Origin of the sequence: Nocardia sp. NPDC059154 (assembly GCF_042755705.1) — a bacterium.
Classification (GTDB): Bacteria; Actinomycetota; Actinomycetes; order Mycobacteriales; family Mycobacteriaceae; genus Nocardia.
In genome coordinates this window covers 1-6,675 of sequence record NZ_JBHZCS010000118.1, presented here as the reverse complement: position 1 = coordinate 6,675, position 6,675 = coordinate 1, and the positions used below count along the sequence as shown (strand labels likewise).

General features: G+C 67.6%; 6 protein-coding genes and 1 pseudogene. 5 read left to right on the top strand and 2 right to left on the bottom strand.

From position 1 onward, the window contains the following. Positions 1-133: pseudogene (locus tag ACFXN1_RS48870) on the bottom strand (TetR family transcriptional regulator); the annotation flags it as partial. Between the two features lie 140 nt (positions 134-273). Here ACFXN1_RS48870 and ACFXN1_RS48865 point away from each other — a divergent pair. Beyond that, positions 274-516 carry a hypothetical protein gene (locus ACFXN1_RS48865; RefSeq protein WP_379445484.1) on the top strand — a complete coding sequence of 81 codons (243 nt, stop codon included), beginning with the start codon at positions 274-276 and terminating at the stop codon, positions 514-516. A 12-nt stretch (positions 517-528) separates the two neighbouring features. Here the strand turns inward: ACFXN1_RS48865 and ACFXN1_RS48860 are convergent, their stop codons facing one another. Next, positions 529-1,716, bottom strand: a complete 1,188-nt coding sequence (locus ACFXN1_RS48860) for a PucR family transcriptional regulator (protein WP_379445485.1) — start codon at positions 1,714-1,716, stop codon at positions 529-531. 127 nt (positions 1,717-1,843) lie between these two features. Here ACFXN1_RS48860 and ACFXN1_RS48855 point away from each other — a divergent pair, with 127 nt between their 5' ends. Genes ACFXN1_RS48855 through ACFXN1_RS48840 form a run of 4 tightly spaced genes read left to right on the top strand, consistent with a single transcriptional unit; the run spans position 1,844 to position 6,414 of the window. Then, positions 1,844-3,103: an acyl-CoA dehydrogenase family protein gene (locus ACFXN1_RS48855; RefSeq protein ID WP_379445486.1), complete on the top strand. Its 1,260-nt coding sequence runs from the start codon at positions 1,844-1,846 to the stop codon at positions 3,101-3,103. A 29-nt stretch (positions 3,104-3,132) separates the two neighbouring features. Continuing rightward, entirely contained in the window at positions 3,133-3,882 is a 750-nt protein-coding gene (locus ACFXN1_RS48850; protein WP_379445488.1) for an SDR family oxidoreductase, read from the top strand. Continuing rightward, positions 3,879-4,967, top strand: coding sequence for a phosphotransferase family protein (locus ACFXN1_RS48845; RefSeq protein WP_379445490.1), 1,089 nt, complete (start codon positions 3,879-3,881; stop codon positions 4,965-4,967). The genes ACFXN1_RS48850 and ACFXN1_RS48845 overlap by 4 nt, the downstream gene beginning before the upstream one ends. 1 nt (position 4,968) lies before the next feature. After that, on the top strand, positions 4,969-6,414 hold the full coding sequence (locus ACFXN1_RS48840; RefSeq protein ID WP_379445491.1) for a hypothetical protein: 1,446 nt from the start codon (positions 4,969-4,971) through the stop codon (positions 6,412-6,414). Positions 6,415-6,675 lie beyond the last annotated feature (261 nt).

The following is a 6,675-nucleotide window of genomic DNA, read 5'->3' as shown; positions in this document are numbered from 1 at the left end:
ACACGCCCGCCCGCCGCGCGGCGGCGCGGAGCGAAAGCTCACCCGCCCCGCCTTCCTCGAGGAGTTCCACAGCCGCGCGCACCAGCGCGCTGGGCAGATCGCCGTGGTGATACGGCGCGTTCGACGTTGCCATGGAACCAATTTAACAAGTGTTGACAGCGCTTACATTTCATCCTTGCGTTAGCGTCCGCACACAAAGGTAAGCAGTGCATTCATCAGAGGCCGAAAGAGGTTCGTTCTCGGTCCACTTGTGCGCCATGGTTCCTCCGCCAGGTGGTGCCGGAACTCGGCGACAAGGCATTGACGATCTGTCTGATGGGCGTGGCCATGGTCGCAGGGCTGTACGCCCATGGCCGGCCGTCGGCGAGCACGGTGGCGGCCTACGATGCCGACCCCGGCCTGGCCGAACTTCGCATCGACGTGTGCGCCGCGCTCGAAGAATCCCTGGCGACACTGATGACCGGTGTTCTGCATCGTCCGAACGGCTCGAAATATCGTCCGCGCGAACCGAAATGAGGACTCCGGGCGTTATGCGCCGATGCCCGATTCGCTGTTCCGGCGGTACGTGAGCAGCCACCAGGCCACGATCAGATCGTCGGTGCGGTCGAGGTTCAGGCCGGTGATCTCGGCGAAGCGCAGCAACCGGTTTCGGACGGTATTGCGGTGGAGGTAGAGCTTGGCAGCAGTTTCGTCGATACGACGGTCGCAATCGAGGTACGCCTCCACCGTGGCAGCCACCTCGGCACCCGCGCTGTGACGCAACAGCGGCGCGAGGTGCTTCGCGGCGAGCACGTCGACCGCCTCGTCGGGATACGCGAGCAACGGTAGCGGGCCCAGCGTCGCCAGATCGACCAGCCCGGTCCGATCGTTGCGGGCGGCGAGGTCGAGGGCCTGGCGGGCGTGGCGATAGGACAGCGGAGCCTCGGTCAGCGGCACCGAGGGCCCCAGGGCCACCGTCCCCGCCGGGGGCGGGTCGTCCGGTGTGTGCGGGAGCAGGGCGACCAGGTGGCGGTCGATGACCGTGTCGACGACCGGCAGTTTCGATGTCGATCCGCGTGCGCGCAGGTATCCGAGCAGTTCGGACGCGGCTTTCGTCTCATCCCAGGCGACACAGGCGACGTGGTAGCGATGATCCGGATCCACCCGGTGGTGCCCGGCCTCGGCGGCGATCGCCGCCGGGGACAGGCTGCCGTCGACCAGACGGCGCAGGAAGTCCGCGCGCCGGGTGGCGCCGTCGATGGCCCGGTCCTGCAGGACCATGTGCACCGCGGTAGCCGAGGCGGTTGCCCACTCCCACATGAGGTCCTGCATGGCGTCGATCTCGGCTGCCGGTATCTCGGCGGCGACCGCGCGCTCACGGACGATCGCGAATATCCGGCGCGCCCCGATCTGGATGCTGTGTGCGACGAGTTCGAGCGGGATCTGCTGGTCGGCCCACACGCGAGCGAGGGCGGCCAGCTCATCGAAGCTCGATTGCGCCAGGTCCGTGCGCAGGTGACGGACCGCGATCTCGAGTACGGCACGTGTGTTCTGCTCGATCGAGTCGGGATCTACCTGGTCATAGACGGGAATGCTGTCGCGATACAGGCGGGTGAGGTCCGCCGAGATCTGGCGCAGTTCCGGGTCGGCCGCGGAGATCATCGTCGCTATCCGGGCGGCGGTTTCCCTCCGGCCCGGCCCGACCGGAACCGCCGGCCGGTCTGTGTTCGTCACCATCGCGAGTTCCTCGTCAGCTCACCCATATGCATGTGCACACCCAATGGGGTTCTCATGCCCATTCAATCGATGTTCGGACCCCACCAGAATGGCATATGCACATCTTGCCTCAGGAAATCGAGGAGTCATGGACTTTGCACCCAGCGCTCGCGCTGCCGATCTTGTCGAGCGCGTACGCCGTTTCGTGGACGACGAGATCCTCCCCGTCGAGCCCGGGTATCACCGGGAGCTTGCCGCGGCGCGCGACGCGGGTGGGGATCCGTGGCAGCCATTGCCGATGCTGGCCCAGTTGCGGGCCAAGGCCCGTTCGGAGGGCCTATGGAATCTGTTCCTGCCGGCCGCGCACGCGGGTGAGTACGCCGCACGATTCGGCACCGACGGTGGTGCGGGCCTGACCAACACCGACTACGCGCCGATCGCCGAGGTCACCGGGCGATCGTTCCTGGCCCCGCACGTATTCAATTGCAACGCACCCGATTCCGGAAACATGGAAGTCCTGTTGCAGTACGGGGATCAGGCTCAGCGCGATCGCTGGCTGGAGCCTCTGCTCGACGGCAGAATTCGCTCGGCGTTCGCCATGACCGAACCCGGCGTCGCGTCCTCGGACGCGACGAACATGGCGGCCACCGCGGTGCCCGACGGGGACGAGGTCGTGCTCAACGGCCGGAAGTGGTGGACCACCGGCATCGGCCATCCGGACTGCGAGGTCATCCTGTTCATGGGTTTGACCGATCCGGACGCCGGCAAGCACCGCCGGCACACCATGGTGATCGTCCCGCGCGACACCCCCGGCGTCCGCGTCGAGCGGATGCTGCCCACGATGGGCCGATACGACGAGCCCTTCGGGCACGGCGAAGTCTCGTTCACCGATGTTCGTGTGCCGTCGTCCAATATCCTGCTCGGCCCCGGCCGGGCCTTCGAGATCGCGCAGGGGCGGCTGGGTCCCGGCCGGGTGCACCACTGCATGCGCCTGATCGGACTCGCCGAGTCCGCCCTCGAGGCCGCCTGCCGTCGAGCCCTGGATCGCACCGCATTCGGAAAGCCCTTGGCGAACCTCGGCGGCAACCGCGAGCGGATCGCGAAGGCGCGCATCGCCATCGACTCCGCGCGGCTGCTGGTGCTCAATGCCGCATGGAAACTCGACACGGTCGGTGCGTTCGGTGCGCTCAGTGAAATCAGCCAGATCAAGGCGCATGTGCCGGCGGTGGCGCAGGACGTCATCGACTTCGCCATGCAAATCCACGGCGGCGCAGGCATATCCGACGATTTCCCGCTCTCCGCGGCATGGACGGCCGCGCGGGCGATCCGGCTGGCCGACGGACCCGACGAGGTGCACCTGGACCTCGTCGGACGTGTCGAACTCGCCAAATATGCCGAGCGCCGGTGAGAGAACCCGAGAAAGCGAGACCGCATTCCATGAGCAAGGGCACGATCATCATCACCGGAGCCAGTTCCGGTCTGGGCGAGGAGATGGCGCGCCAATTCGCCGGGCGCGGGTATGACCTCGGGCTGTGCGCACGGCGTGTCGATCGGCTCACCGCACTGAAAGACGAACTCGCCGAGGCCCATCCGGGCGTCCGGGTCGAGATCGCGGCCCTCGATGTCACCGATGACGACGCCGTGCGCGCGACCTTCGGAGTCTTCCGCGCGGCCTTCGGGAGCATCGATCGGGTCATCGTCAATGCCGGCAGTGGTCTGGGCGCGGCGCTGGGCACCGGCGGCGCCGCAGCCAACCGCACCACGGCGATGACCAACTTCGTCGGCGCGCTGTCGCAGAGCGAACACGCGCTGGAGATCTTCCGTGCGCAGCAGCGCGGCCATCTGGTGCTGATCTCGTCGTTCTCGGCGGTGCGGGGGATGCGGCGCTCGATGACCGTCTACGCGGCCAGCAAGGCCGGGGTGGCCGCGCTGGCCGAGGGGCTGCGCTCCGAACGCATTCCCGGCGTGGACATTTCGCTGATCCTGCCGGGATATATCCGCTCCGAGATCAATGCCGCGGCCGCGGACCGCACCAAATTCATGGTCGACACGGCGCCCGGTGTCGCGTCCATGGTCGCCGCCATCGAGGCTCGCCGAGCCGTCGCGTATGTCCCGAGCTGGCCGTGGGTTCCGCTCGCGATGGCCATGAAGGTGCTGCCCCTGTCGATCGTGAGGAAGCTGACATGACATCGACCCCCGGCCCTACGCGGACGGAGGCTCGGCAGGTGCGGTCCGAGGACGCCTTCGACGTGAACACGCTGGCGGCCTGGCTACGTACTCAGGTCGCCGACGAAACGCTGAGCGGCATCCCTGCGGTGCGCCAGTTCTCCGGTGGCGCTTCGAATCTGACATACCTGCTGGAGTACCCGGGCCGTGACCTCATTCTGCGGCGGCCCCCGGCCGGGCGGCACGGCGAAGGGGCGCACGATATGGCCCGGGAGTACCGCGTGCAGACCGCGCTCGGGCCGGTGTTCGACTACGCGCCGTCGACGGTCGCGCTGTGCGAGGACCCCGAAATCCTCGGAGCCCCTTTCTATCTGATGGAACGACTCGACGGCATCATCCCCCGTAAGGAGTTCCCTCAGGACCTGGAGCTCACCACGCTGCAAGTCGGCAAGCTGTGTACGAACGTTCTCGACGTCCTGGTCGATCTGCACACGATCGATCCCGAGGCGGCGGGGCTGAGCTGGATGTCGAAGGGGCCCGGCTACGTCGCCCGTCAGGTGGCGGGCTGGTCGAAGCGCTACCGACGGGCCAGGACCTGGAATGTCGGCTCGTTCGAATCGGTGATGGCGTGGCTGGCCGCCAATCAGCCGCCCGATCGCGGGGCCGTGCTCATCCACAACGACTTTCGTTTCGACAACATCGTCCTCGATCACTCCGATCCGACCCGGCCCATCGGGCTGCTCGACTGGGAGCTGGCCACCATCGGGGATCCGCTGATGGACCTCGGCAGCGCACTCGCGTACTGGGTCCAGCAGGACGACGGCCGCGCGTTCAAGTTCTTCCGCCGCCAGCCCACCCACACCCCCGGCATGCTGACGCGCCGTGAGGTCGTCGAATACTACTGCCGGCGAACAGGAATCGGTCTCACCGATCGCGAATGGGCCTTCTACGAGGTCTTCGGTCTGTTCCGGCTGGCGGTCATCTGCCAGCAGATCTATTTCCGGTACCACCACAGGCAGACGACCAATCCGGCATTCCGGTTCTTCGGGCTCGCCGTCGTCCTGCTGGAACGCCGCTGCCGCAAGATCATTCACAGGAACAGGTGACATGACCGTCGACTTTCCCGAGGCGTCCGGTGCACGCCCCACCACCCCGACCCTGACCCGGATCCTGGCCGATGCCGCGGACCCCGCCGCACCTGAGCTGGTGCAGCGGATTCGTCGAAACCGGGCGTGGCGCACCGACTATGCCGCGCTGCTCGCCGAAGTGACCAGCGCCTCGGCCGGAAGTACGGAGGTCGCGCATGCGGTCGCGGCACGCGGACTCACGTCGGCCCGGCGACACATGGTCTGGCGCAAAGGCACAGTCGACATTCCGCTGGCCGACCTCGATCTCGCGACCGGTGCGGTCTGGCAAGCCGATACGGCTACCGTCACCGGCCACAACCGCCCGGTGACACAGCTACAGATTCCCTACCGCGGCCGACGGCTGAGCGGGGCCGACCTGCTCGGGCAACTCGACAGCTGGGTTGCCGAGGGTGTCGCCGAACCCTCGTTCCGCGCGGCCATCGGCCGGGTGGTGGCCAATCCGCAGTGGCTGTCGGTGCCTGGCCGCAGCATCGTGCTGCTGGGTGCCGGGGCCGAGCTCAGCCCGCTGGCCACGCTGTCCGCGTGGGGTGCCGACGTCCTCGCCGTCGATGTGGCGGGCCGTGACCTGTGGCAGCGGATCGGCGAAACCGCCCGCAGCGGCGCGGGCACGGTCCGGTGGCCGCTGCGCCCCGACGGCACACCGGGCTTGGACCTGGCCACCGAGCTGCCCGAGCTGAGCGCCTGGCTGACCACCGAAAGCCATGAGCTGCCACTGGTTCTCGGCATGTACGCCTACGCCGATCGCGGCGCGCACGTTCGTATCACGATGGCGGCCGACCTCCTGGCCACCTATCTGTCCGGGCTCGATGCGCGGACCGCGCTCGCCTACCTCGCCACCCCCACCGACGCCTTCGTCGTACCCCGCGAGGTCGTGGACGCCGGGGTGAGCGCATGGCACGGACGGGGCTGGCCGAAATACCTGGACAGCGTGGCCCGCTCGGTCTCGCGAGGTGCGCTCTTCCGGCCGCCGTACACCACGACGCACGAGGACGGGACCGGCCTCGCCGATGTTCTCGTGCCCCAGCAGGGACCCAGCTATGCGCTGGCCAAACGCCTCCAGCGCTGGCGCGGGATCACTGCGGAACGCGACGGTCAGCTCGTCTCGTTCAATGTCGCGCCCGCGTCGTGGACCCGTTCGGTCACCAAGAATCGCGCACTGGCTGCCGCCTACGGGGGTGCGCACCACTTCCGGGTCGAGGTATTCGAACCCGACACCTGCCGCGTACTGATGGCCGCCCTGCTGGTCCACGACCTGCACCGGCCGCCGACGCCGCGGCCGCACCCGGAAGCGCTGTTCAGCGACCAGGCACTGCACGGCGGATTGTGGCGCGCCGCCTACGAACCGAGGTCCGCACTCGGGTTCGCCGCCTTGCTGGGAGCCCTCCGCCCGGGCTCACAGCGCTGACCCTCCGCGCAGCTTCGGCATGTGACATGCTCGCCCCGCCCAAAGGTCCAGCCCACCGTACGGGCACGATCGTCGACCTGGACGAACCCTGACCCTCTGGCAAAGCGATGAGTTTTCACTCGTCAGCTAGGTTCTGTCTCGAAGTGAGTGATGGGGCGGCACCGCGCAGCGGTGCCGCCCCCTCCACACGTTCGAACAAAACTGTTTTCCGCACTGGAACACCAGCAAAGTCTCCAGTCGTTCTGATTCACGACAAAACAA